This is a genomic window from Craterilacuibacter sinensis, from assembly GCF_009831765.1.
In the GTDB taxonomy this organism is placed as follows: domain Bacteria; phylum Pseudomonadota; class Gammaproteobacteria; order Burkholderiales; family Chromobacteriaceae; genus Craterilacuibacter; species Craterilacuibacter sinensis.
The window spans coordinates 1-22,974 of record NZ_WSSB01000022.1; the positions used below are offsets into that span (position 1 = coordinate 1).

Here is a 22,974-nt window from a genome sequence, read left to right on the forward strand (position 1 = left end):
ACACCGCCAGACGCCCCATTAGAAAACCCCCGACCTTGATTCAAGGTCGGGGGTTTTTGCATTTTCAGCTTATTCGCGGCATAAGCCGCCTGCCGGCGGCCATGTCTTATTTACCGGTCTTGAGTTGTGTCCAAAGGCGGGTGCTGAGTTGCTGCACTTTAGGGTCTAGCGGCAGCATGACAAAGCTTTTGGCCATGATTTCCTTGGTCGGGAAAATGGATGGGTTAGCGAGGTTGTCCTTATTGATAAACGGGCGGGCGGCGACGCTGCCTGGTGCATAGTTGACGAAATTGGAGTTGGCTGCGGCGACTTTAGCGTTCATGTTGTAATCGATAAACTTATACGCGTTATCCAGATTTTTCGCGTCTTTCGGGATAACCATGCTGTCTATCCAGATGCCAACCCCTTCCGCCGGAACCAAGGGCTGTATCTTGACTCCATTTTTCGCTTCCTGAGCCCGGTTTCTGGCGATATTCAGATCGCCACCATAGCCCAGAACGAGACAGAGCGAGCCTCCTGCCAGTTCATTGATATAACCAGAAGACGAGAAGCGGGTGATATAGGGACGGATGGTTTTCAGCAGTTTTGCTGCTTCCTGATAATCGGCTGGGTTTTTGCTGCCGGGGTCTTTACCCATATAGTGCAAGACAATAGGGAAAACCTCGGATGGAGAATCCAGTACGCTGATGCCGCAGCTCTTGAGCTTGGAGGCATATTCCGGTTTGAACAACAGATCCCATTGCTTGGCTGGCAGCTTGCCCCCTAATACCTTATTCACCTTGTCGCTGTTAATGCCAAGAGTGTTCATGCCCCAAAAATACGGTATTGCGTATTTATTACCCTTGTCGAATGTGGATGTCAGCTTCAGTAATTCCGGATCCAGCCCCTTGTAGTTGGGCAGCTTGGATTTATCCAGCGGCTGATACAGGCCTGCTTCGATCTGTCTGGGCAGGAACATGGTTGTTGGCACCACAATGTCGTAGCCTGACTTGCCGGTCAGCATCTTGGCCTGCAGGATTTCATTGCTGTCGTACACGTCGTAGCGCACCTTGATCCCGGTTTCCTTCTGGAAATTAGGGATGGTGTCGGCGGCAATATAATCGGACCAGTTATAAACATTCAGCTCTTTGCTTGCCGCCTGCGTCAGGCTGCTTCCAAGCAGGGTGGCGAGTGCAATAGCAATGGTAGTTTTTTGCATCTTTTGTTTTCTCCTTGGTGCATGCCGGCCTCATCGCACCGAATTAGGTTCGATGAGGCTATGGTGATTCAGACATTCTCCAGCAGGTTTTCCAGCTCCCATGGAGTGACGATGCGGTTGAATTCATCGTCTTCCACTTTTTTCAATGCGCAGTAGCTGCTGACAAATTCGCTACCCAATAACTCGGCAAGATCATGACTGTTTTGCAGTGCAGTGATGGCGCCGCCCAGCGTACGGGGGAAGGCATAAGGCAAGTCGTAAGCACTGTCTTGTCGTGCGGCATCCGGCTGGATTTCCTGTCTGATACCAAGCAAGCCACATGCCAGTGTCGCAGCCAGAGCAAGGTAAGGATTGGCATCAACGCCGGGCAGGCGGTTTTCGACGCGGCGGGCGGCCGGCGGACTGTTTGGCACGCGCAAGCCGCAGCTGCGGTTGTCGTAGCCCCACGCCACATTGATGGGGGCCGCAGAGAAGGGGGCCAGCCGGCGGAAGGAGTTGACGTAAGGCGCAAACAGCAGCATGGCCTGCGGCAGATAGCGTTGCAGACCGCCGATATAGTGGAAAAAGGTGGGCGAGGCCGAGCCATCCGCCAGTGAAAATACATTCTGTCCCGTTTGCTGCCGGATCAGGCTTTGATGGATATGCATGGCGCTGCCGGCGTCATCCGCCATCGGCTTGGCCATAAACGTGGCAATCAGGCCATGCTGGCGTGCTGCTTCGTGCACGGTGCGCTTGAACAGGAAAACCTGATCGGCCAAGTCCAGGGCATCGCCATGGTCCAGATTGATCTCCAGTTGGCCACGACCGACTTCATGCAGCACGGCAGCAGCGCCTATCCCCTGCGCGTGGCAGTAGCGGTAGATATCATCCAGTACTGGACTGAAAGCATCGGCGGCATCCAGGCTATAGGGTTGGCGTCGCGTCTCGCATCTGCCATGGCGCCCGCCGGGCGCAGCAGGGGAGAGGCCCGGGCCTGCACTGGGAGCCGTCAGGTAAAACTCCATTTCCGGGGCGACGACGGGCTGCAGACCCAATGCCTGATACTGTGCCAGCACCCGCTTGAGTACATTGCGCGGTGCTTGAGGGATGGGGGCGCCATTTTCGTGATGACAGTCGTAAATCAACTGGGCGGTGGGTTCGCTGGCCCAGGGCAGCGGGCGCAAGCTGGCATAGTCGGCCAGCAGGCACATATCCGGGTCGGTAGCGGGCACCAGCTGCTGCTGGCAGTCGCCGCTGATGCTTTGCACCAGTCCGACCAGCGGAAAACGTAGTTCGGCATTCGCGAGACTGGCGCTTGCCACTCGCTTGCCGCGCGCAGTGCCGGCCATGTCGGGAATCAGGCATTCAACACGGCTGATGCCGCGCTCGGAGAACCAGTTGGATAGGTCTTTCATCATCGCGTTTCCTTGAGTTGTGCTGTGAAGTGGGCGCAAACAGTGGAAACGGATCTAACTGACACCGGGCAAGGGGCTTAGCAGGTGGGACAAGCAAGGTGTCCGGCAGGTGGTTTTGGCCATGCTATGCATGAGGGTGTTGGTCTCTTTTATTCTTATGGATTAATTTTTCCGTCCTTTACTTGTAGGCGTCCGCTCTGAACACGTCAATTATTTTCAACCGCTATTGCTGTGCATCAAATGCAAATCCTTGCTAATCAAGGCGTGTACGGATGGCACGGTGTGGTGAAATGTGCAAAAATCGGCACAACTCATGAATGCAGGTTTCACCATGCTGGACCGGGATGGATACCGCCCCAATGTCGGAATCATCCTCATTAATCAACACAATGAGGTGTTCTGGGGCAAACGGGTGCGCGAGCACTCATGGCAGTTTCCCCAAGGGGGCATCAAGCCGGGCGAGAGCCCGGAAGCTGCAATGTACCGCGAGCTGATGGAAGAAGTCGGCCTGCTGCCTCGTCATGTCAGGATTATCGGCCGCACGCGCGACTGGTTGCGTTATGAAGTGCCAACCAGTTGGGTCAGGCGCGAATGGCGCGGTAGCTACAAGGGACAGAAGCAGATCTGGTTTTTGCTCCGGCTGGTCGGGCGCGATAGTGATGTCTGCCTGCGGGCAAGCAGCCATCCCGAATTCGACGGCTGGCGCTGGAACGATTATTGGGCCCCCATAGACAGCGTGATCGAATTCAAGCGCGATGTATACGATCGCTCGCTACGCGAACTGTCGCGCTTCCTGAAGGGGATGGAGACGCGGGAGGAATATATTGCCCGTGTCGGCGACGCGCGGGAGCACGACCACTGACGCCCGCCTATATAAGGCGGCGCCCATGGTGGCTGTTGCTGTTGCTACTGCCGCTTGTTCTGTGGTCGGCCATCGCGCCGACCGACCGTGCGACCTGGCTGCTGGAGGCGCTGCCCGTATTGCTGGGTGCGCCTTTGTTGCTATGGGCCTGGCCGCGTTTTGTCTGGACGCCGCTGGCACTGTGCCTGATGCTGGTGCATGCGGCTATTTTGCTGATCGGTGCTCATTACACCTATGCCGAAGTGCCGGCAGGATTGTGGCTGCGCGATGCGTTTGATCTGGCACGCAATCATTACGACCGGCTGGGGCATCTGGCGCAAGGCTTTGTGCCGGCCATTCTGGCGCGTGAAGTACTGCTGCGCAGAACGCCGCTACGGCCGGGCTTGTGGCTGGTGCTGCTGACGACGTCGTGCTGTCTGGCCTTTTCCGCCTTTTACGAGCTGATCGAATGGTGGGTGGCCGTTGCGATAGGCGCCGACGCCAATGCCTTTCTTGCGACCCAGGGCGACCCCTGGGACACCCAATGGGATATGTTTCTGGCCCTGGTCGGTGCCTTGGCTTCCCAATTACTGCTGTCCGGCCTGCATGAGCGTGAACTTGTCCGCCTGCAGGGCGTGACCAAAATTTTCAACAGGACACCATGAACCAACAATACGACGAATCTTCGGTACGCGTGCTCAAGGGGCTGGAGCCGGTCAAGGAGCGTCCGGGGATGTATACCCGTACTACCGACCCGACCCATATCTGCCAGGAAGTGATAGACAACGCCGCCGACGAGGCGCTGGGCGGCTTTGCCAAAAAAATCGCCGTGACCGTGCATCTGGACGGCTCGCTGTCAGTCGAAGACGATGGCCGCGGCATTCCGGTCGGCCTGCATCCGCTCGAAAATGTGCCGGTGGTCGAACTGGTCTTTACCCGGCTGCACGCCGGCGGCAAGTTCAACAAGAAAGACGGTGGTGCTTATGCCTTCTCCGGCGGCCTGCACGGCGTCGGGGTGTCGGTGACCAATGCCTTGTCGACCCGGCTGGAAGTCGAGGTCAAGCGCGAGGGGGGCGTTTACCAGCTGGCTTTCTCCGGTGGCGATGTCATCGAGCCTTTGGCGCGTAGTGGCGACTGCGGGCCGCGCACCAGCGGCACCCGCGTGCGCATCTGGCCGGATGGAAAGTATTTCGAGAGCCCGCGTTATTCCATTCCCGAACTGGAGCGCCTGCTGCGCGCCAAGGCCGTGCTGCTGCCCGGGGTCGTGGTCAGCCTGACGCTGGAAAAGGCAGGTGGTGATGAGGTCAGGGTCTGGCAATACCCTAACGGCCTGAAGAGTTATCTGGCCGAGTTGTGTGGTGGTGACGAGCCGGTGGCGCCTTTGTTTGCCGGTGAGGCGTTTATTGGCGACGATCACGAGCAGTTTGCCCGCGGCGAAGGTGCGCAGTGGGCATTGGCCTGGTTTGACGAAGCTGGCGGTGGCGAGAGCTACGTCAACCTGATTCCGACGCCCTTGGGCGGCACGCACGAAGCGGGCGTGCGCGCCGGGGTATTCGATGCGGTCAAAAGCTTTGTCGACCTGCACAATCTCTTGCCGCGCGGCGTCAAGCTGATGGCGGAAGATGTATGGAGCCGGGTGCGCTTTGTGCTGTCGGCCCGCGTGCTGGACCCGCAGTTCCAGGGGCAGACCAAGGACAAACTCACCAGCCGCGACGCGCTCAAGCTGATCTCGGGCGTGGTGCGCGACCCGGTCGAGTTGTGGCTGAACCAGCATGTCGAGGCGGGCAAGAAAATTGCCGAACTGGCCATCCGCCAGGCGCAGAGCCGCTTGCGCTCGGTGAAAAAGGTCGAAAAGAAAAAGGGCTCGGGCGTGGCGGTATTGCCGGGCAAGCTGACCGATTGCGAGAGCGAAGATATCGCACGCAACGAGCTGTTCCTGGTCGAGGGGGATTCGGCTGGCGGCTCGGCCAAGCTGGCGCGCGACAAGGAGTACCAGGCCATCCTGCCGCTGCGCGGCAAGGTGCTCAACTCTTGGGAAACCGACCGCGACCAGCTGTTTTCCAATGCCGAAATCCACGATATCTCGGTGGCGATCGGGGTTGATCCGCATGCGCCGGGCGAGGACGCCGACCTGTCCGGGCTGCGCTACGGCAAGATTGCCATCTTGTCGGATGCCGACGTGGACGGCTCGCACATCCAGGTGTTGCTGCTGACCCTGTTTTACCGCCACTTTTCCAAGCTGCTGGCAGCAGGGCATATCCATATCGCGCAGCCGCCGCTGTACCGCGTCGATGTGCCGGGTTCGGGCAAAAACCGTCCGCCACGCAAGCTGTATGCGCTGGATGAGGGCGAACTGGAGGCCATCCTCGACCGCCTGCGCAGCGAGAATGTGCGTGAAGGCGCGTGGGGTATTTCACGCTTCAAGGGTCTGGGCGAGATGAACCCGGAACAACTGAAAGATACCACCATGCATCCCGATACCCGGCGCCTGTCATGCGTGCGCGTGCGTAATGGTGCCGCTGACGACACCCGCCGCATGTTTACCATGCTGATGGGCAAGGGCGAAGCCTCCAGCCGTCGCGGCTGGATGGAAGCCAAGGGCAACGAGGCTATCGCCGACGTGTAAGCATGTGCCGGCAGTGCAGGTGTCAGGACGGCAGGGAGGGCGAAGTGCTTTTCCTGCCGTCTTTGTCGTTTTTCCGGGCGCGTTCTGCCTGTGCAAAGAGGATGAGGAGATGACGCTTGCAGGTATAATGGCGGCCAATGCAAACGACGTGGCCTATCATGACCCAGCTTAAAAACGATGTCTTCCTGCGCGCACTTCTCAATCAAACGGTGGAATACACACCGGTCTGGATGATGCGCCAGGCCGGGCGCTATCTGCCGGAGTACCGCGCCACGCGCGCCCGTGCCGGCAGCTTTATGGGCTTGTGTACCAGCCCGGATTACGCCACCGAAGTCACCTTGCAGCCGCTGGAGCGTTTCCCGCTGGATGCGGCCATCCTGTTTTCCGACATCCTGACCGTACCCGATGCCATGGGGCTGGGGCTGTATTTCGCCGAGGGCGAAGGCCCGAAATTCGAGCGTCCGCTGCGTGATGAAGCGGCAATCAAGGCGCTGGTGGCGCCACATGTGGAAGACAAGCTGCAGTATGTGTTCGATGCCGTTTCCAGCATCCGCAAGGCGCTGGACGGGCGCGTGCCGCTGATCGGCTTTTCCGGTAGCCCGTTTACACTGGCCTGCTACATGATAGAAGGCGGCGGCTCGGCCGACTTCCGTCACCTGAAGGCGATGATGTATGGCCGTCCCGAATTGCTGCACCACATTCTGGATGTGAATGCGCGCACGGTGACCGAGTACCTGAATGCGCAGATCCGTGCCGGCGCGCAGGCGGTGCAGATTTTCGATACCTGGGGTGGCGCACTGAGCGGGCCGGCCTACCGCGAGTTTTCGCTGTCCTATATGCAGCAGATTGTCAGCGGCCTGATTCGCGAACATGAAGGCCGGCGTGTGCCGGTGATCCTGTTTACCAAGGGCGGCGGGCAATGGCTGGAGGCGATGGCCGAAACCGGCGCCGACGCGCTGGGCCTGGACTGGACTACCGATATCGGCGAGGCGCGCGCGCGCGTCGGGGATAAAGTCGCCCTGCAGGGCAATCTGGACCCGAACGTCCTGTTTGGCAGCCCGGAGGGAATCGAACGGGAGGTGGCGCGCATTCTGGCCTCCTATGGCACCGGTTCCGGTCATGTCTTCAACCTGGGGCACGGTATCTCGCAGTTTGCCGATCCGGCCCACGCCGGCGTGCTGGTCGACAGCGTGCATCGCCTGTCGCGCACCTATCACACCCAAGGCTGACCGGGCGCGGAGCAGCCCCGTCAAGGGGCTGCAAAACACGGTTGACAGCTGGCGTTCGATTTGATCCACCAAGTTATGCACACCGGACTTGCTGCGAACGTCATCTGTCAAGTCTTGTGTCGCAAAAAATTAATAAACATCGCAAACCCTTGTTTTATAAGGGTTTGCGCGATTGTTCAAAATTTGTGCAATCCGCCTGAAGCACTGTCCTGCCGGCTTTTCCGGCCTCTTTTTCAGGGTTGTGCACAAAGTTATCCACAAACTATGTGCACAGCTTGCGCAAACCCGCGCCCCGTCTGGCTTTGCGCCTGCATCGAGTAAAAATGGATACATTCGAAACTGTCGAGGTGCTGCTGGATGTACCCCTGCACGGGACATTTACCTATCTGGCGCCCCATGCCTTGCCGGCAGGGACACGGGTGCAGGTGGATTTTCGCGGTCGCAAACAGTGCGGCGTGCTGGTGGATGGTGTGGCGAATCCGGCACTGGATCCGGCCAAAATCAAGCCGCTGGCGGCCATTTTTGACGAGTTGCCGCCGCTGCCTGCCGCCTTGTTGCGCCTGATCGATTTTGTCTCGGCCTATTACCACTATCCCAAGGGGGCGGCATTGTTTACCGCCTTGCCCACCGCCTTGCGCGTGGCGCAAGCGGCGCGTCTGGCAGACAGGCGTGCCTGGGCGCTGAGTGCTGCCGGTCTGGCCGATCAGCCGCCGGCCAGGCAACGGGCCCGTCTGGCTTTGTGGCAGGCTTTGCAGGATGGGCCGCAAACCATTCATGATTTGCGGGCAGTGTCGGCGCAGGCACCCAAGGTCTTGGGGCAGTGGCTGGAAGAGGGCAAGGCCGAGCGTGCAGAGCCCCCCAGTCCCGAGCTTGAAGTTGCAGACGGGCCGCCGCTCAACGCCGAGCAGCAGGCAGCGCTTGCGGCCATCAGTGACAGTTTCGGCCGCTTCCAGCCCTGGTTATTGCAAGGGGTGACCGGCAGCGGCAAGACCGAAGTGTATTTGCATCTGATCGCCTGCGCGCTGGCCGCCGGGCGTCAGGTACTGGTGCTGGTGCCGGAAATCAGCCTGACGCCACAGTTGCTGCAACGCTTTGCCGACCGCTTCCCGGTCACGCCGATTGCCGCCCTGCACAGCTCGCTTGCCGATGGCGAACGCCTGCAAGGCTGGGTCGATGCCTGGCAAGGACGTGCCGGCATTGTGATCGGGACGCGGCTGTCGGTATTTGTTCCACTGCCCAGGCTTGGGCTGATTGTGGTGGATGAAGAACACGATGGCTCGCTTAAGCAGCAGGACGGCTTGCGCTATCACGCGCGCGATCTGGCCGTCTGGCGTGCGCATGATGCTGCGGTGCCTATTGTGCTGGGCAGTGCCACCCCCAGTCTGGAAACCGTGGCCAATGTCGAGGCCGGGCGTTACCGCCGCCTGCTGCTGACGACGCGGGCGCATGCCGCTGCCAGCTTGCCGCAGGTGCGCCTGGTCGATACCCGTTTGCTGCGCCTGAATGAGGGCCTGTCCGAGCCGGTGCTTGCCGCGCTGGCCAAGCGTCTGCAAAAGCGCGAAATGAGTCTGGTATTTATCAACCGGCGCGGTTACTCGCCGGTGATAGCCTGCCCGCAGTGCGGCTGGACTTCGGGCTGCAAGCGCTGTTCGAGCAAGCTGGTCTTGCATCTGCTGCAGCGCGTGCTGCGCTGCCACCATTGCGGCTGGGAAGAGGGCGTGCCGCGCGTGTGCCCTGATTGCGGCAATGTCGATATCCAGCCGCTGGGCGAGGGCACGCAACGGCTGGAAAGCGCTATCCAGCGCTTGTTTCCCGAGGCGCGTGTCTTGCGCATAGACCGCGACAGCACGCGCAACAAGGATGCCTGGGACGAGGTGTACCGCAAGGTGCATGCCGGCGAAGTGGATATCCTGATCGGCACGCAGATGCTGGCCAAGGGGCACGACTTCGGTGCCCTGAGTCTGGTGGTGGTACTGGGCGCCGATGGCGGGCTGTATTCGGCCGATTTTCGTGCCGGCGAGCGGCTGTTTTCCCTGCTGATGCAAGTGGCCGGCCGCGCCGGCCGTGCCGAGCACCGCGGCGAAGTGCTGGTGCAGACGCAGTGGCCCGAGCATCCGCTTTATCTGTCGCTGGTAGCGCAGGATTTTGACGGCTTTGCCACACGCGAGCTGGCGGCGCGACGCGAGGCGCATTTCCCGCCGGCGATTTTCCAGGCGCTGCTGCGCGCCGATGCGCATGAGGCACATGAAGCCGAGGCTTTTCTTGGCCAGTTTAAGGCCGAGGCTGCGCCATGGCTGGGCGAGGTGGCGCTGTTCGGGCCGGCACCGGCCACCATGGCACGGCTGGCCGGGCGCGAGCGCATGCAGCTGGTGTTTGAATGTGCGGACCGCCGTGCGCTGCACCGTTGCCTGAATCAGGCCTTGCCGCTGCTTGAGCGCTTAGGGCGCAAGGCCGGGCGCAGTTTGCGCTGGTCGCTGGATGTCGATCCGACGGAGATGTGATGAAACGCTGTTTGCTACTGGTGCTGCTATGCACGTCGATGGGTGCGCCGCTGGCTGCGGCGCTGCCGGACCTGGCCGGCCTGCAGGAAAATGAAGTGGCGCTATGGGTGGGCAAGGTCGGCAGTGGTGACGTGCTGGCAGAGCACCGCGCCGATGTCGCGCTGAATCCGGCTTCGACCATGAAACTGGTCACCAGCTTTGCCGCGCTGGAAACGCTGGGGCCGCAATGGCGCTGGCAAAGCACGCTGCTATCGGCCGCTCCCCTCGTCGGCGACACCTTGCAAGGCGATGTCTACTGGCAGGGGCGCGGTGACCCCTTGTTTGATCTGCCGGCTTTGGACCAGTTGCTGGGCGAATTGCGCCTGCGCGGGGTCAGGCGCATCAATGGCCGGCTGTTGCTGGACAAGGGGGCGTTTGCCACCACCGGCAGTGCCGAGGACTTCGAGGCCGATGCCGAGCGCGCCTTTGCCGTGGCGCCCGACACCCACCTGACCCATCTCAAGGTGGCATGGTTGCATTATTACAACGACGGGGCCGGCACACGCGTGGTGCTGGAGCCGGCCTTGCCCGGCGTGACGCTGGCGTCCGACCTGAGCGATGCCGGCGAGACAGGGCGCGCATGTGCCGATGTGCGCCGCTATGTGCGCGTGCGCCAGCAAGGCAATCAGATCAGCGTCAGCGGCGCCTTGCCAAGGGCCTGTGACGGGGCAAGCAGCTTTGTCAATGTGCTGTCGGCCGACGATTATGCACGGCAAGCATTTGCCGCACGCTGGGCGCGTCTGGGCGGCGAGGGGCCGCAAGGCTTTGGTGTCGCGGCCACGCCGCCTGAAGCGCGCACCCTGGCGCTTTACCGTTCGCCGCCGCTGGTGCAGGCCTTGTCTGCCATTAACCAGTACAGCAATAACACCATGGCGCGCAGCCTGTTCCTGACGCTGGGCGCGGAGCGGCCGCTAACGGGTGACACGGTGGCGGATGCCACGCAGGTGGTGCGGCAAGTGCTGGCGAAAAATGCGCTGGATGCACAGACGCTGGTGCTGGAAAACGGTGCCGGCCTGTCGCGGCGCGAGCGCATCTCGGCGCGCGCGCTGGGCGAGCTCTTGCGCGTAGCGGCGCGCGGGCCTTACGCCGGCGAGTTTATCGCCAGCTTGCCGGTGGCCGGCGAGAGCGGCACGCTTAAAACCCGGCTCGGGCAATGGGGGCCGCGCTTGCGGCTGAAAACCGGCACGCTGGCCGGTGTGCGGGCGCTGGCCGGCTACTGGCTGGCACCGGATGGCGAGCGTCTGGCCATCGTCGCCATCATCAACAGCCCGCGCTCCGGCCAGTTGTTGCCGAATCTGGACGCGCTGCTCGATGGCGTGCTTGCGTCTTATGCCGGCGTGAGGCCGGCGCCTTGACGTTATAATGTTGTTTTTCCGCCAGTTTGATTGCGAGACCATGATGAAAAAAGTAACGATGTACACCACGGCGGTTTGCCCTTACTGCATCCGCGCCAAGCAAGTCCTTAAAAGCAAAGGGGTAGAGGCGATTGAAGAAATCCGTATCGATCTCGATCCTGCCGCGCGCGACAGCATGATGAGCATTACCGGCCGCCGTACCGTACCGCAGATTTTCATCGGTGAAACCCATGTCGGCGGTTGCGATGATCTGGAGGCGCTGTCCCGCGCCGGCAAGCTGGATGTACTGTTGGCTGACTGAGTGGCCGCGCCGCACGCTTTCATGCGATGATGCAAACCTGCTTGAGCCCGATTTTTTCTTATCCAATTCATATTGCGAGACCTGTTTATGAGCGAACAACAAGAAGTGCAGCCGGTTTTCTCCATCGAAAAAATCTACGTCAAGGATCTCTCGCTTGAGGTGCCGAATGCGCCGGCCGTATTCCTGGAACAGGCTCAGCCCGACATCGACATGCAGCTGGGCAGCGAAGGCAAGCAGATCGATGACGGCTTCTTCGAATGCACGCTGACGGTGACCGTGACCGCCAAGCTGGCCGACAAGACCATGTTCCTGTGCGAAGTGGCCCAGTCCGGCATCTTCCGCATCGAAAACATTCCGGCTGAAGACATCGACCCGATTCTGGGTGTGGCTTGCCCGAACATCCTGTTCCCATATGCGCGCGAAACCGTGTCCAGCCTGGTGAACCGTGCCGGCTTCCCGCCTGTGCTGCTGGCACCGATCAACTTCGAGGCGCTGTATATGCAGCAGCGCGCGCAGATGGCCGAAGCCGGCAACGCCTGAAGATCATGAAGCTAAGCCATAGTCTGGCCGCGCTGGTGCTGGCAGCTTGTGCTGCCGCACCGGCTTTTGCGCTGGAGTTCCGCTCGGTCAAGGAAACCGGGGTGTCGCTGTATGACGCGCCGGCCTTGAATGCCAAAAAGCTGTTTGTGGTCAGCCGCTACTATCCGGTGGAAGTGCTGGCGACGCAGAAAGAGTGGGCGCGGGTGCGCGACGCCAGCGGCGGCATCGCCTGGATCCCGGCTGCGGCCTTGTCGGTGCAGCGCATGCTGATCGTGACGGCGGCGCAGGCCGAAGTCAGGACGGCAGCCAGCGACAGTGCACCGCTGGCCTATCGTCTGGACAAGGATGCGGTGGTCGAACTGCTCGAGCCGGCGCAAGCCGGCTGGGTCCGGGTCAAGCACCGCGACGGTGCAGCCGGCTTTGTCCGCATCAATACCCTGTGGGGTGTGTAATGAACGGAAACAAGGCATGAAACTGGCCGTTTTGGGCGCTGGCGCCTGGGGTACGGCGCTGGCGGTGGCTTTTGCCCGCCAGCACGAAGTGACATTGTGGGGGCGAGACCCTGCGCTGATGGCCGCGCTGCAACAGGACGGCGTCAACCGCCGCTATCTGGATGGCTGCCCATTGCCTGCCTCGCTGGCGCTGACCGCCGATCTGGCTGTGGCCGTCGCCGATGCCGAGCTGGTATTGATCGTGACGCCGATTGCGGGTTTGCGCTCCAGCTTGCGGGCACTCAAGGCGCTGCGTCAGGACGACGTGCCCTTATTGTGGGCATGCAAGGGTCTGGAGGCGGGTTCCAGCCTGCTGCCGCATCAGGTGGTGGAGCAGGAGTGTCCGCACCTGACGCGTTGCGGCGTCTTGTCCGGCCCCAGCTTTGCCCGCGAAGTGGCGCAAGGCCTGCCGGCGGCGGTGACGCTGGGCTCGGAAAATGCCGAATTTGCCCGCGACTATGCCCGCTTGCTGCATAGCCCTTTGCTGCGCATCTACGCCAACGATGATCTGGTCGGCGTGGAAGTGGGCGGGGCAGTGAAGAATGTGATGGCGATTGCTACCGGTGTTGCCGATGGTATGGGGCTGGGCATGAATAGCCGCGCCGCACTGATTACCCGGGGCCTGGCCGAGATTACCCGTCTGGCGGTGGCCATGGGCGCGGGCCAGCAAAGCCTGCTGGGCCTGTCCGGTGTTGGCGATCTGATCCTGACCTGTACCGGCGCGCTGTCGCGCAACCGTCAGGTTGGCCTCAAGCTGGCTGAAAACAAGCCGCTGGACGTGATTCTGGCTGAACTGGGCCATGTGGCCGAAGGCGTGCCGACCGCGCGCGAGGTGCTGGCCATGGCCGAGCGGCTGGAAGTCGACATGCCGATTACCGCCGCCGTGTGCGACCTGCTCTATCATGGCGCCAAGCCGCAGGATGTGGTGGATCAGTTGCTGGAGCGCTCGCCCAAGAGCGAGTTCGGTGGCTAAAGCCGCCGTCTTGTCGCGCAAATAAAAACCCCCATCCGAGGATGGGGGTTTCTCATTTTATGGCCTGGCCAGCAGGCATCAGCCTGTTTCCTGGTCTTTACGGATACAGCCAGTTCACGCTATAGCCCAGCGACTTGTTGCGTGCGCCCAGACGGGCGGCATCAAAGCGCTGGCTGACGCGTATCTGGCTGCCGGCAGCAAAGCGCCCGGCCTTGAATTCGGCCGGCGGCAGATAGTCGGCCGGTGGCAGGACTTTACGCACCAGGACCCGGTCTTCGCTGTCGGTCAGGGTCAGCTCCATCGCCGGCCATGCCTGTGGATAACGGGCATGGTTTTTCAGAATGGCGGTGAACTGTACCAGGCCGGGGTGATCCGGCACTACGGTCAATTCCGACCATTCGGTACGCAGTAGCTGACGATCGGCAGGCAGGGGAACGGTGCAGCCCAGACGGGCGCAGGTTTGTTCGAGTACCGGGCGCAGTTCGGGTAATTCGGCACTGATGCGGATGCGGTTCAAGTAGATCAGCTGGGCGGCCAGCACAAACAATCCCATCACGGCGGCAACGCCCAGTGCCGCACCGAGCGCACCGTGCCTGGACGGGCGTACTTTATTGCGGGTGGCCGCTTCGCGCACAGGCGGTGGCATGACCGGGCTATCCGGGGCCGGGGGCGGTGGCGTCTCCATGACCGGTTCCAGGCGCGGCTTGCGGGCCGTATGCAGGATGTCTGCTTGATCTGCTTCGGCAAACGGGTCGCCCAGCGGCAGCAGAGGTGTGGCATCCGGTGGCTCGATACTGCGCGAAGCCTGTTTTGGCGCGCGCAGCGCATCGGCCAGCGCCTGCTGGAATTCGGCAATATCCGGGTTTTCCGCTACCGGCGGCTCAGGCTCAGGCTCAGGTTCGGGCTTGGGCTCGGGCTCGGGCGGCAGTATCGCGGCGGCCGGCTCGGCGATGTCGCCTTTTTCTGTTTCCGGCAAGTAGTCGGCCGGATCGAAGTCGGGCAACTCCAGCTCGAAATCATCAGCAGACGAAGGCAGGGGAGATGGGGCGACAACGGGCAAGGTGCCCGGCATGGCCTGCAGAAAGTCGCTGGCATTGAACACATGCGCACAGTGCCCGCAGCGGACAAAGCCGCCGGCGACAGCCAATTGTTCATCGCTGACCTTGAATCGGGTCTGGCACTGCGGGCATTGTGTAGTTTGCATGGATCAGGCGCGTCGTGTTCCGGTCAGTCGGGTCCAGCCCTCGTCGAATACCGGGGCTTCCATCTCAAACCAGGTGTTGTAGATGGCGGACAGCTCTTCGGCCTGCTCTTGCAAAATGCCGGAGAGCACGATTTTGCCACCGGTCTTCACATGGCTGGCCAGCATCTCGCCCAAAAGGCGCAGCGGATTGGCCAGAATATTGGCCAGCACCACATCGACCTTGGCTTCTGGTGTCGCATCCGGCAGGCAGAAGATGCCGCTGACGCCGTTTTGTGCGGCATTGTCCAGGCTGGCACGTACCGCCTGCGCGTCGATATCGACGCCGGCAACATCGCCCGCCCCCAGCTTGAGGGCAGCGATGGCGAGAATGCCGGAGCCGCAGCCGTAGTCGAGCACGGTCTCGCCGCCCTTGATATTCGCATCCAGCCACTGCAGGCACAGACGCGTGGTCGGGTGGCTGCCGGTGCCGAAGGCCAGGCCCGGATCCAGTTGCAGATTGATGGCGTTGGCGTCCGGCGCATCATGCCAGGTCGGCGTGATCCACAGCCGTTCGGAGATGCGGATAGGATCGAACTGGCTCTGGGTCAGGCGCACCCAGTCCTGCTCTTCCACCCGCTCCAGCGTGTAGTGTGGCAGCGCAATGCCGGTCGCGGTGGTGGCGGCGGCGATCATCAGCGCCAGGTCGGCGTGCTCTTCGAACAGCGCGATGATCTTGCTGCTTTTCCACATCTGTTCGACCGGCTCGCCCGGCTCGCCGAAGATCGGTTGCTCGGCCTCGGTGCCTGCCAGCGCGTCTTCGATGGCGGCAGACAGGCAGCCTGCATCCATCAGTGCATCGGCAAATTGTTCGGCGACGGCCGAATCGGTATCAATGGTGGCTTGTTGCCAGGCCATATCAGTTTCCTTTTTTTCTCTGGGCGAGTCGCTCTTCCAGATAGTGAATGCTGGTGCCGCCACGACGGAACGCGCTATCCAGCAGCAGTTCCTGATGTAGCGGAATATTGGTCTTGATGCCGGAAATCGCCATCTCGGACAGGGCAATACGCATGCGCGCCATGGCCTGTTCGCGGGTGTCGCCGTAGGAAATCACCTTGCCGACCATAGAGTCGTAATGTGATGGCACGGTATAGCCCTGATAGATGTGCGAATCGACCCGGATGCCTGGGCCGCCGGCCGGATGGTAGCCCTCGATCTTGCCCGGGCTTGGCACAAAGGTAAACGGGTCTTCGGCATTGATGCGGCACTCGATGGAGTGGCCCTTGATATGCACGTCTTTTTGCTTGTAGCGCAGCTTCTCGCCGGCGGCGATGCGGATCTGCTCCTGCACGATGTCGATGCCGGTAATCAGCTCGGTCACCGGGTGCTCGACCTGGACGCGGGTGTTCATCTCGATAAAGTAGAACTCGCCGTTTTCGTACAGGAATTCGAAAGTGCCGGCGCCACGGTAGCCGATGCGGCGGCAGGCGGCAGCGCAGGCTTCACCGATTTTCTGTCGCTGCTTGTCGGTAATGCCCGGTGCCGGTGCTTCTTCGATGATTTTCTGGTGGCGGCGCTGCATGGAGCAGTCGCGCTCGCCCAGATAGATGGCGTCGCCGTACTCGTCGGACAGCACCTGAATCTCGATATGGCGCGGCTCCTGCAGGTACTTTTCCATATACACGGTCGGGTTGCCGAAGGCGGCACCCGCTTCGGTACGTGTCATTTCGACCGAGTTCAGCAGCGCCGCTTCGGTATGCACCACGCGCATGCCGCGCCCGCCACCACCACCGGAAGCCTTGATAATGATGGGGTAGCCGATTTTCTTGGCGATCTTGATGATTTCATCGTTGTCGTCCGGCAGCGCGCCTTCCGAGCCGGGTACGCAAGGCACGCCGGAGGCGATCATGGCGTGCTTGGCTGAAACCTTGTCGCCCATCTGGCGAATGGTTTCAGGGCGCGGACCGATAAAGACAAAGCCGGACTGCTCGACGCGTTCGGCAAAGTCGGCGTTTTCCGACAGGAAGCCGTAGCCGGGGTGAATGGCTTGCGCGTCGGTGACTTCGGCGGCCGCGATAATGGCCGGTACATGCAGATAGCTCTTGGCCGATGGCGCCGGGCCGATGCAGACCGCTTCATCGGCCAGCTTGACGTATTTGGCTTCGCGGTCGGCTTCGGAATAGACCACCACGGTCTTGATGCCCATTTCACGGCAGGCACGCTGGATACGCAGGGCAATTTCGCCACGGTTGGCGATCAGGATTTTTTCAAACATGAATCATATCTCCGCAGGGCGTGAGAACGGCAAGGAGCAAGAGGCCGACCGGCTAGCGATCCGCGTCCTGCTCCTCCCAAGGCGTGCTGGCAGCCTTACTCGATGATGAATAGCGGTTCGCCGTATTCTACCGGCTGGCCATCTTCGGCCACGATGGCCTTGACCACACCGGCGCGGTCGGCTTCGATTTCGTTCATCAGCTTCATCGCTTCGATAATGCACAGCGTGTCACCGACAGAGACTTGCTGGCCGACTTCGATAAAGGGCTTGGAGCCCGGGCTTGCCGAACGGTAGAAGGTGCCGACCATAGGCGACTTCACGGCCGCGGCATTGTTGGCCGGAGCCACTTCAACGACGGCAGCCGGAGCCGGTGCAGCAAGCGGTGCGGCAGCCGGTGCAGCCGGTGGCAGCTGATGGTATTGCATGGCTTGGGCAAACATCTGGTTGTTCTGTGTCACGCGGGTAATGCGGACTTTTTCTTCACCTTCGGTGACCTCCAGCTCGGCAATGCCGGACTCTTCCACCAGGTCGATCAGTTTTTTCAGTTTGCGCAGGTCCATGCTGATCCTAATTTCTTTTAGATTGTTGGATTGGGCGTCTGAGCCATTTGCATAAGCACATGGGCCAGAGCCAGTTCGTAACCGGAAGCACCCAGTCCGCAGATCACGCCTTGCGCCAGATCGGAAAAATACGAATGCTGGCGGAAGGGTTCACGGGCGTGGACATTGGACAGGTGAACTTCAATAAACGGAATCTTGACGCCAGCCAGTGCATCGCGCAGTGCGACGCTGGTGTGGGTAAAGGCGGCGGGATTGATGATGATAAAAGCCGTGCCGTCATTCAACGCAGCATGTACGCGCTCTATCAGCACATGTTCGGCGTTGCTTTGCAGGGTTTCCAGTGTGAAACCGGCGGCTTTGGCCTGCTGTATCAGGCGCTGGTTGATATCATCCAGCGTGTCGCGACCGTAATGTTGTGGCTCGCGCAGCCCGAGCAGATTCAGGTTGGGGCCATGCAAAACCAGAATACGGCGCAGGGCCGGCACGCTGTCAGCTTTCATCATGGGCGCAAGTTTGCCGCAAATGGGCGCATAAAGTCCAGCTTTTGCAGAAATTGAAGCCCAGATGTGAAATATGAGCAGTAGCTGTTGATGTTCATATAGAGTTTATGCACTAGGGTTGGCAGGCATTCTAACGCATCGCCGCAATTCTGTGCCAGTCGGGTAAAAGCGGGTTTGATCTGGCGCAATAGGCAGCATGGTCATGCAAGCGGCGTGCCGCTAAGTGAATGGCACGGGTATAATCGCCTTCATTTGCCTTATATGTGCGCCGCCATGCAGCTTTCCGATTTTGATTACCACCTGCCCGAACATCTGGTTGCCCAGCATCCGCCTGAAGTGCGTGGCGGCAGCCGTCTGCTGCATGTCGCAGGTAAGCAGCTATCCGACACCCTGTTTGCAGAGCTGCCGGGCTTTTTGTCTGCCGGCGATGTGCTGGTGTTCAATGATACGCGCGTGATCAAGGCGCGCCTGTTTGGTGAAAAGGCCTCCGGCGGCAAGATTGAAGCCCTGATCGAGCGCGTGCTGGACGAGCACACGGCGCTGGCGCATGTGCGCGCCTCCAAATCGCCCAAGCCGGGCACGCGTCTGGTATTTGCCGGGCGCTGGCAGGCCGAGATGGTCGAGCGCGTGGGCGAGCTGTTCAAGCTGCGCTTTCTCGCCGAAGAAAACCTGTTCGATATTCTCGAAGCCTCGGGCAAGCTGCCACTGCCGCCTTATATCGAGCGCGACACCGACAGCGATGACGACTCGCGTTACCAGACCGTCTATGCCAAGGAGCAAGGTGCGGTCGCCGCACCGACCGCCGGTCTGCACTTTACCGACGAGATGCTGGCCCGCCTTGAGGCGCAAGGGGTGAAGCTTGCCTATGTCACGCTGCATGTCGGTGCCGGCACTTTCCAGCCGGTGCGGGTCGACAATATTGCCGATCACAAGATGCACAGCGAAATCTACGATATCCCCGAGCAAACGCGCGCCATGATCGAAGAGGCGCACGCAGCCGGGCACAAAGTGGTGTCGGTCGGCACTACCAGCATGCGCGCGCTGGAGTCCGCCGCGCGTGGCGGTGCGCTGGTCGCAGGGCGCGGCGAGACCGATATCTTTATCACGCCGGGCTACCGCTTCAATGTGGTTGACCGCCTGCTGACCAATTTCCACCTGCCCAAGTCGACCTTGCTGATGCTGGTGTCGGCCTTTGCCGGTTACGACGAGATGCGTGCCGCCTATGTGCATGCGGTGGAAAAGGAATACCGCTTCTTCAGCTATGGCGACGCCATGCTGCTGGAGCGCAAGGACGGCTGAGCCGTCCGTGCTGGAAAGCCCCTGTCTTCTTAAACTGGAGAGTCCATGTCCGGCCTGAAACCGAACAGCCCCATGCCGACCGAGATCAAGCTGCACGCCATCAGCAAGCGGCTGGAAATTGCCTTTGACGATGGCGCAAGCTTTACCTTGCCGTGTGAATACCTGCGCGTGTACTCGCCTTCGGCCGAGGTGCGCGGCCATGGCGTCGGGCAGGAAACGCTGCAGACCGGCAAGCGTCAGGTGGTGATAACTGCTATGGAGCCGGTCGGGCATTACGCGCTCAAGATCGTGTTTGATGACGGTCACGACAGCGGCCTTTACAGCTGGGACTATCTGTACCAGCTGGGCAAGCATTACGAGATCAACTGGCAGGATTATCTGGATCGCCTCGCCGCAGCCGGCGCGGGCAGGGGGGAATAGAACATGGAAAAAACAACGCACTTCGGCTTTAAAGACGTCGCGGAAAGCGAGAAGGCCGACAAGGTCGCCGAGGTCTTTCATTCGGTGGCACAAAAATACGATGTGATGAACGACATGATGTCGGCGGGCCTGCACCGGGTGTGGAAGCATTTCACCCTGAGCACCTCCGGCGTCAAGCCCGGCGACAAGGTACTGGATATTGCCGGCGGTACCGGCGATCTGGCGCGCGGCTGGGCCAAGCGCGTGGGCAAGACCGGTGAAGTGTGGCTGACCGATATCAACTCGTCGATGCTGACCGTGGGGCGCGACCGTCTGCTGGATGAAGGCCTGATGCTGCCGGTGTCGCTGGCCGATGCCGAGAAGCTGCCGTTCCCCGACAACTACTTCAATGCCGTGTCGGTGGCGTTCGGCCTGCGCAACATGACGCACAAGGATCTGGCGCTGAAGGAAATGCTGCGCGTGCTCAAGCCCGGCGGCAAGCTGATGGTGCTGGAGTTTTCCAAAGTGTGGAAGCCGCTGTCGCCGGTTTACGATCTGTATTCGTTCAAGGCCCTGCCGCTGATGGGCAAGCTGATCGCCAATGACGCCGCCAGCTACCAGTATCTGGCCGAATCCATCCGCATGCACCCGGATCAGGACACGCTCAAGCAGATGATGCTGGATGCCGGTTTCGGCAAGGCCGATTACCACAACCTGTCGGCCGGTGTGGTGGCCTTGCACAAGGGCTACAAATTCTGATGCTGGCGCTGATCCCGACCTGGTTGCTGCTGGGCGTGGCCATTCTGGTCGAGGTGGTGTCCACCAGCTCGATCAAGCTGACCGAGGGTTTTACCCGCCCGCTGATGACGCTATTGGTGTTGTGCGGCTACGGCTGTTCGCTGTGGCTGTTGTCGCAAGTGGTGCAGCGGCTCGAGGTCGGTATTGTCTACGCCATCTGGTGCGGCGTGGGCATGGCGGCGGTGGCGCTGGTTGGCGTGCTGGTGTTTGGCGAGAGCGTTTCGCTGGCCAAAACCGCGGGTATCGTGTTGATTGTGGCCGGAACGATCTTGCTGAGTCTGGCCAGCAAGGGGCATTAAATGCAGATTTCGCTATTGGCATTCAACCATCTGCTGGGGCAGCACCCGCAAGTGCGCGCCGAGCTGGCCGCGCATGCCGGGCGGCGGGTGGCAATCAGGCTGGCACCGGTCACGGTGAGCGGCGTGGTCACCGAGGAGGGCTATCTGGCCGCTTGTCAGGGCGAGCCCGAGGCCACGGTGCGCCTGAGCCATGGCGTCGTGCTCACCGCCATTAGCGGCCAGCCGGCCGGCATGGGCAATGTGGCGTTTGACGGTGATGGCGTGCTGGCCTCGTCGCTGGCCGCCTTATTGTCGCGCCTGCACTGGGATGCCGAAGAAGACCTGTCGCGCATCGTCGGCGACAGCCTTGCCCATCGCGTCGGGCGCACCGTGCGCAGCGCCCTGGGCGTCAAGGGCGAGATTGGCGGCCGCCTGCTGGAGAGCTGGATCGAACACCTGCGCGATGAAGTCCCGCTGCTGGCCAGGCGGCAGGATGTCGCGCAGTTTGTCGCGGCGGTCGATACCCTGCGTGATGATAGCGAACGTCTGCAAAAACGCCTGGCGCGTCTGGAAGCGCTGGCACCCACCCCAAACAAAAAGTTGTCCTGATGAGTCTGTCGCGTTCGCTGAAAATCGTTTCTACCTTATACCGCTTTGGCCTGGATGACTTTTTTGCCGGCCACTCCCGTTTGGGCTTTGTCCCGCGCCTGCTGCGCTTTCTGCCCGGCCGCCCCAAGCCGGAACAGCCATTGCCGGCACGCCTGCGTCTGGCGCTGGAAAGCCTGGGGCCGATCTTCGTCAAGTTTGGTCAGGTCTTGTCGACGCGGCGCGACCTGTTGCCGCCCGATTACGCCGACGAACTGGCGCGCCTGCAAGACAAAGTTGCGCCGTTTGACGGTGCGCTGGCGCGTCAGGTGATCGAGCAGGGTTTCGGCCGGCGCGTAGACGAGATCTATGTGGATTTTGACGATGTGCCGGTGGCCAGCGCATCGGTGGCGCAAGTACACAAGGCGTATTTGCGCGAGCCTGATGGCAGTCGTGGCCGCCAGGTGGCGGTCAAGGTGCTGCGCCCCGGCATCCAGCCTGTGATCGAGCAGGATCTGGCGCTGATGAATACGCTGGCCGGCTGGGTCGAGCGCTTTCTGGCCGACGGCAAGCGCCTGAAACCGCGCGAGGTGGTGGCCGAGTTCGACCAGTATCTGCATGACGAGCTGGACATGATGCACGAGGCGGCCAACGCCTCGCAGTTGCGGCGCAATTTCACAGGCTCCGACATGCTGGTGGTGCCCGAAGTGTTCTATGACGCGACCTGCCGTGAAGTGCTGACGCTGGAATGGATGAACGGCACGCCGATCGGCCAGATCGAGCGCCTGCGCGCCGAAGGGGTCGATCTCAAGCAGTTGTCGCGCTTTGGCGTCGAGATTTTCTTCACCCAGGTGTTCCGCCATGGTTTCTTCCATGCCGACATGCACCCGGGCAATATCTTTGTCGCGCCGGACGGGCGCTATATCGCGCTCGACTTCGGCATCGTCGGCAGCCTGACCGAAACCGACAAGCACTATCTGGCGGTCAACTTCCTTGCCTTCTTCAACCGCGACTACCACCGCGTCGCCACCGCCCATATCGAGTCGGGCTGGGTGCCGGCCGACACCCGTCCGGAAGAGCTGGAAGCGGCAGTGCGCACCGTGTGCGAGCCGTTCTTCGACAAGCCGCTGAGCCAGATCTCCTTCGGCATGGTGCTGCTGCGCCTGTTCGAGACCAGCCGCCGCTTCAATGTCGAGATCCAGCCGCAGCTGGTGCTGCTGCAAAAGACCCTGCTCAATATCGAAGGGCTGGGCCGTCAGCTCGACCCCGACCTCAACCTGTGGGACACCGCCAAGCCCTTCCTGATGAAGTGGATGAACGAGCAGATAGGCTGGCGCGGCTTGATTCGCACCCTGAAAAACGAAGCCCCGCAATGGGCGACCACGCTGCCGACCCTGCCGCGCAAGCTCAACGAAGCCCTCTCCGGCAAATCGTCCGAGCTGATGGTGGCCGGCTATATGCAACTGATGCGCGAGCAGAAGCGGCAGAACTTCCTGCTTGCGCTGATCGCGCTGCTGTTGGGGGCGTTGCTGTTGAAGGATGTGCTGTAGGGTGGTGGGTTACGCCGCCGATGGCGGCTAACCCACCCTTGTATCTGTTGTCTCGTGGTGAT

At 61.2% G+C, this 22,974-nt stretch carries 23 protein-coding genes; 16 read left to right on the forward strand and 7 right to left on the reverse strand.

Annotation, left to right across the window (positions count from 1 at the left end; translation table 11 throughout):
• Positions 1–106: 106 nt before the first annotated feature.
• Both GQF02_RS15375 and GQF02_RS15380 read right to left on the reverse strand, forming a co-directional pair.
• Positions 107–1,198 (reverse strand): polyamine ABC transporter substrate-binding protein, encoded by a 1,092-nt coding sequence (locus GQF02_RS15375; RefSeq protein ID WP_160798338.1) that lies wholly within the window; start codon positions 1,196–1,198, stop codon positions 107–109.
• 68 nt (positions 1,199–1,266) lie between these two features.
• Positions 1,267–2,595: a glutamine synthetase family protein gene (locus tag GQF02_RS15380; RefSeq protein WP_235930227.1), complete on the reverse strand. Its 1,329-nt coding sequence runs from the start codon at positions 2,593–2,595 to the stop codon at positions 1,267–1,269.
• 328 nt (positions 2,596–2,923) lie between these two features.
• Between GQF02_RS15380 and GQF02_RS15385 the strand changes: the two genes are divergently transcribed.
• The 10 genes from GQF02_RS15385 (at position 2,924) to GQF02_RS15430 (ending at position 13,488) form a co-directional block, all read left to right on the forward strand.
• A complete protein-coding gene (locus tag GQF02_RS15385) occupies positions 2,924–3,454 on the forward strand; it encodes an RNA pyrophosphohydrolase (protein ID WP_124736475.1) in 531 nt (176 codons plus the stop codon).
• Positions 3,455–3,489: 35 nt separating this feature from the next.
• Positions 3,490–4,098 carry a DUF2238 domain-containing protein gene (locus GQF02_RS15390; RefSeq protein WP_235930228.1) on the forward strand — a complete coding sequence of 203 codons (609 nt, stop codon included), beginning with the start codon at positions 3,490–3,492 and terminating at the stop codon, positions 4,096–4,098.
• Entirely contained in the window at positions 4,095–6,059 is a 1,965-nt protein-coding gene (parE, locus tag GQF02_RS15395) for a DNA topoisomerase IV subunit B (RefSeq protein WP_160798340.1), read from the forward strand. The genes GQF02_RS15390 and parE overlap by 4 nt, the downstream gene beginning before the upstream one ends.
• A gap of 158 nt (positions 6,060–6,217) precedes the next feature.
• Positions 6,218–7,288, forward strand: a complete 1,071-nt coding sequence (gene hemE, locus GQF02_RS15400) for a uroporphyrinogen decarboxylase (RefSeq protein ID WP_160798342.1) — start codon at positions 6,218–6,220, stop codon at positions 7,286–7,288.
• Between the two features lie 323 nt (positions 7,289–7,611).
• Entirely contained in the window at positions 7,612–9,789 is a 2,178-nt protein-coding gene (locus tag GQF02_RS15405) for a primosomal protein N' (protein ID WP_160798344.1), read from the forward strand.
• Positions 9,789–11,183: a D-alanyl-D-alanine carboxypeptidase/D-alanyl-D-alanine endopeptidase gene (dacB, locus tag GQF02_RS15410; RefSeq protein ID WP_160798346.1), complete on the forward strand. Its 1,395-nt coding sequence runs from the start codon at positions 9,789–9,791 to the stop codon at positions 11,181–11,183. The genes GQF02_RS15405 and dacB overlap by 1 nt, the downstream gene beginning before the upstream one ends.
• A 43-nt stretch (positions 11,184–11,226) precedes the next feature.
• Positions 11,227–11,484, forward strand: coding sequence for a glutaredoxin 3 (gene grxC / locus GQF02_RS15415; protein WP_124736477.1), 258 nt, complete (start codon positions 11,227–11,229; stop codon positions 11,482–11,484).
• Positions 11,485–11,571: 87 nt separating this feature from the next.
• On the forward strand, positions 11,572–12,024 hold the full coding sequence (gene secB, locus GQF02_RS15420; protein ID WP_124736446.1) for a protein-export chaperone SecB: 453 nt from the start codon (positions 11,572–11,574) through the stop codon (positions 12,022–12,024).
• Positions 12,025–12,029: 5 nt separating this feature from the next.
• Positions 12,030–12,476, forward strand: coding sequence for an SH3 domain-containing protein (locus GQF02_RS15425; RefSeq protein WP_124736447.1), 447 nt, complete (start codon positions 12,030–12,032; stop codon positions 12,474–12,476).
• 16 nt (positions 12,477–12,492) lie between these two features.
• On the forward strand, positions 12,493–13,488 hold the full coding sequence (locus tag GQF02_RS15430) for an NAD(P)H-dependent glycerol-3-phosphate dehydrogenase (protein WP_160798348.1): 996 nt from the start codon (positions 12,493–12,495) through the stop codon (positions 13,486–13,488).
• Between the two features lie 97 nt (positions 13,489–13,585).
• Here GQF02_RS15430 and GQF02_RS15435 read toward each other — a convergent pair whose 3' ends face one another.
• From GQF02_RS15435 to aroQ, 5 genes are all read right to left on the reverse strand, one after another.
• Positions 13,586–14,692 (reverse strand): DUF3426 domain-containing protein, encoded by a 1,107-nt coding sequence (locus GQF02_RS15435; RefSeq protein WP_160798350.1) that lies wholly within the window; start codon positions 14,690–14,692, stop codon positions 13,586–13,588.
• A 3-nt stretch (positions 14,693–14,695) separates the two neighbouring features.
• Positions 14,696–15,586, reverse strand: a complete 891-nt coding sequence (gene prmA / locus GQF02_RS15440) for a 50S ribosomal protein L11 methyltransferase (protein ID WP_160798352.1) — start codon at positions 15,584–15,586, stop codon at positions 14,696–14,698.
• Between the two features lies 1 nt (position 15,587).
• Positions 15,588–16,943 carry an acetyl-CoA carboxylase biotin carboxylase subunit gene (accC, locus tag GQF02_RS15445; protein ID WP_160798354.1) on the reverse strand — a complete coding sequence of 452 codons (1,356 nt, stop codon included), beginning with the start codon at positions 16,941–16,943 and terminating at the stop codon, positions 15,588–15,590.
• Positions 16,944–17,038: 95 nt separating this feature from the next.
• Entirely contained in the window at positions 17,039–17,503 is a 465-nt protein-coding gene (gene accB, locus GQF02_RS15450; protein ID WP_124736452.1) for an acetyl-CoA carboxylase biotin carboxyl carrier protein, read from the reverse strand.
• Positions 17,504–17,520: 17 nt separating this feature from the next.
• Complete coding sequence (gene aroQ, locus GQF02_RS15455; protein ID WP_160798364.1) at positions 17,521–18,003, reverse strand: type II 3-dehydroquinate dehydratase; 483 nt, start codon at positions 18,001–18,003, stop codon at positions 17,521–17,523.
• A 273-nt stretch (positions 18,004–18,276) separates the two neighbouring features.
• On the opposite strand from aroQ, the gene queA reads away from it, so the two are divergent.
• The 6 genes from queA to ubiB are packed head-to-tail and all read left to right on the forward strand — an operon-like array spanning position 18,277 to position 22,912.
• On the forward strand, positions 18,277–19,302 hold the full coding sequence (queA, locus tag GQF02_RS15460) for a tRNA preQ1(34) S-adenosylmethionine ribosyltransferase-isomerase QueA (protein ID WP_124736453.1): 1,026 nt from the start codon (positions 18,277–18,279) through the stop codon (positions 19,300–19,302).
• A gap of 45 nt (positions 19,303–19,347) precedes the next feature.
• The gene (locus tag GQF02_RS15465; RefSeq protein ID WP_160798356.1) at positions 19,348–19,722 is read left to right on the forward strand and encodes a gamma-butyrobetaine hydroxylase-like domain-containing protein; all 375 of its coding nucleotides are present in this window, start codon (positions 19,348–19,350) and stop codon (positions 19,720–19,722) included.
• A 3-nt stretch (positions 19,723–19,725) separates the two neighbouring features.
• On the forward strand, positions 19,726–20,460 hold the full coding sequence (gene ubiE, locus GQF02_RS15470; protein WP_124736455.1) for a bifunctional demethylmenaquinone methyltransferase/2-methoxy-6-polyprenyl-1,4-benzoquinol methylase UbiE: 735 nt from the start codon (positions 19,726–19,728) through the stop codon (positions 20,458–20,460).
• Positions 20,460–20,798: a DMT family transporter gene (locus GQF02_RS15475; protein WP_124736456.1), complete on the forward strand. Its 339-nt coding sequence runs from the start codon at positions 20,460–20,462 to the stop codon at positions 20,796–20,798. Before ubiE ends, GQF02_RS15475 begins: the two co-directional genes overlap by 1 nt.
• Positions 20,799–21,386 carry a ubiquinone biosynthesis accessory factor UbiJ gene (locus tag GQF02_RS15480; RefSeq protein WP_160798358.1) on the forward strand — a complete coding sequence of 196 codons (588 nt, stop codon included), beginning with the start codon at positions 20,799–20,801 and terminating at the stop codon, positions 21,384–21,386. It abuts the gene before it with no gap.
• Positions 21,386–22,912: a ubiquinone biosynthesis regulatory protein kinase UbiB gene (gene ubiB, locus GQF02_RS15485; protein WP_160798360.1), complete on the forward strand. Its 1,527-nt coding sequence runs from the start codon at positions 21,386–21,388 to the stop codon at positions 22,910–22,912. The genes GQF02_RS15480 and ubiB overlap by 1 nt, the downstream gene beginning before the upstream one ends.
• The last annotated feature ends 62 nt before the right edge of the window (positions 22,913–22,974 follow it).